The organism is Vibrio sp. D173a (assembly GCF_030248475.1).
On record NZ_JAHGAH010001536.1, the window covers coordinates 1 to 620 of the forward strand.

At 49.5% G+C, this 620-nt stretch carries 1 protein-coding gene; it reads right to left on the reverse strand.

The annotated features are described in order from the left end of the window. The coding region (locus KIV40_RS34575; RefSeq protein ID WP_285353971.1) for a GNAT family N-acetyltransferase at positions 1 to 620 on the reverse strand (620 nt) is incomplete at both ends.

Below are 620 nucleotides of genomic sequence, written 5' to 3' on the forward strand. Positions count from 1 at the left end.
TAAAGCGTTTTGGCCATGACGACTTCACAGGCGTCGTGGCCCGTCTCCCCCCAAGCACTGTCGAGGTGCTCAAACCCTAGCGCTTCGTAAAGCTTAATTGCTGCACCCAAACACTCTGTCGTTTCTAAGTACATTTGCTGATAGCCAAGCTGTTTGGCCAGTTTAAGGCTTAGGGCAACAATGCGTTTGGCCAATCCTTGACCTCGAGTCTGTTCTAAGAAGTACATTCTTTGTAATTCACACCCCTCAGGCTTCCCCGCCAATGGCGCAAAACCACCTCCACCAACAACCTTTCCTTGGTGTTCAATCACCCAATACATCGCTTTATCTTGGTTATACACCGAGTACATGGCATTCAGCGTCGGGTCGGCTACCCCATAGCCTTTGTCCTCAGTGAGCCCATGCTCAGCGGAGACTTTTCGAATAACATCGGCCACTTGTGCATTGTCCGCTTTTGTCATAGGGCGAAGTACAAACTCATCGGTTTGGCAGACTTTAGTTAACCCTTTGAGGTAAACCTCCAGTCCTTGTTTTAGCTGCTGCTGTTCGTCGTGGTTAAGTGCGTCGAGCATGGCATCAAAGAAGGTATCTTGCTGTTGGTCGAGCTGAGATAGAACCTG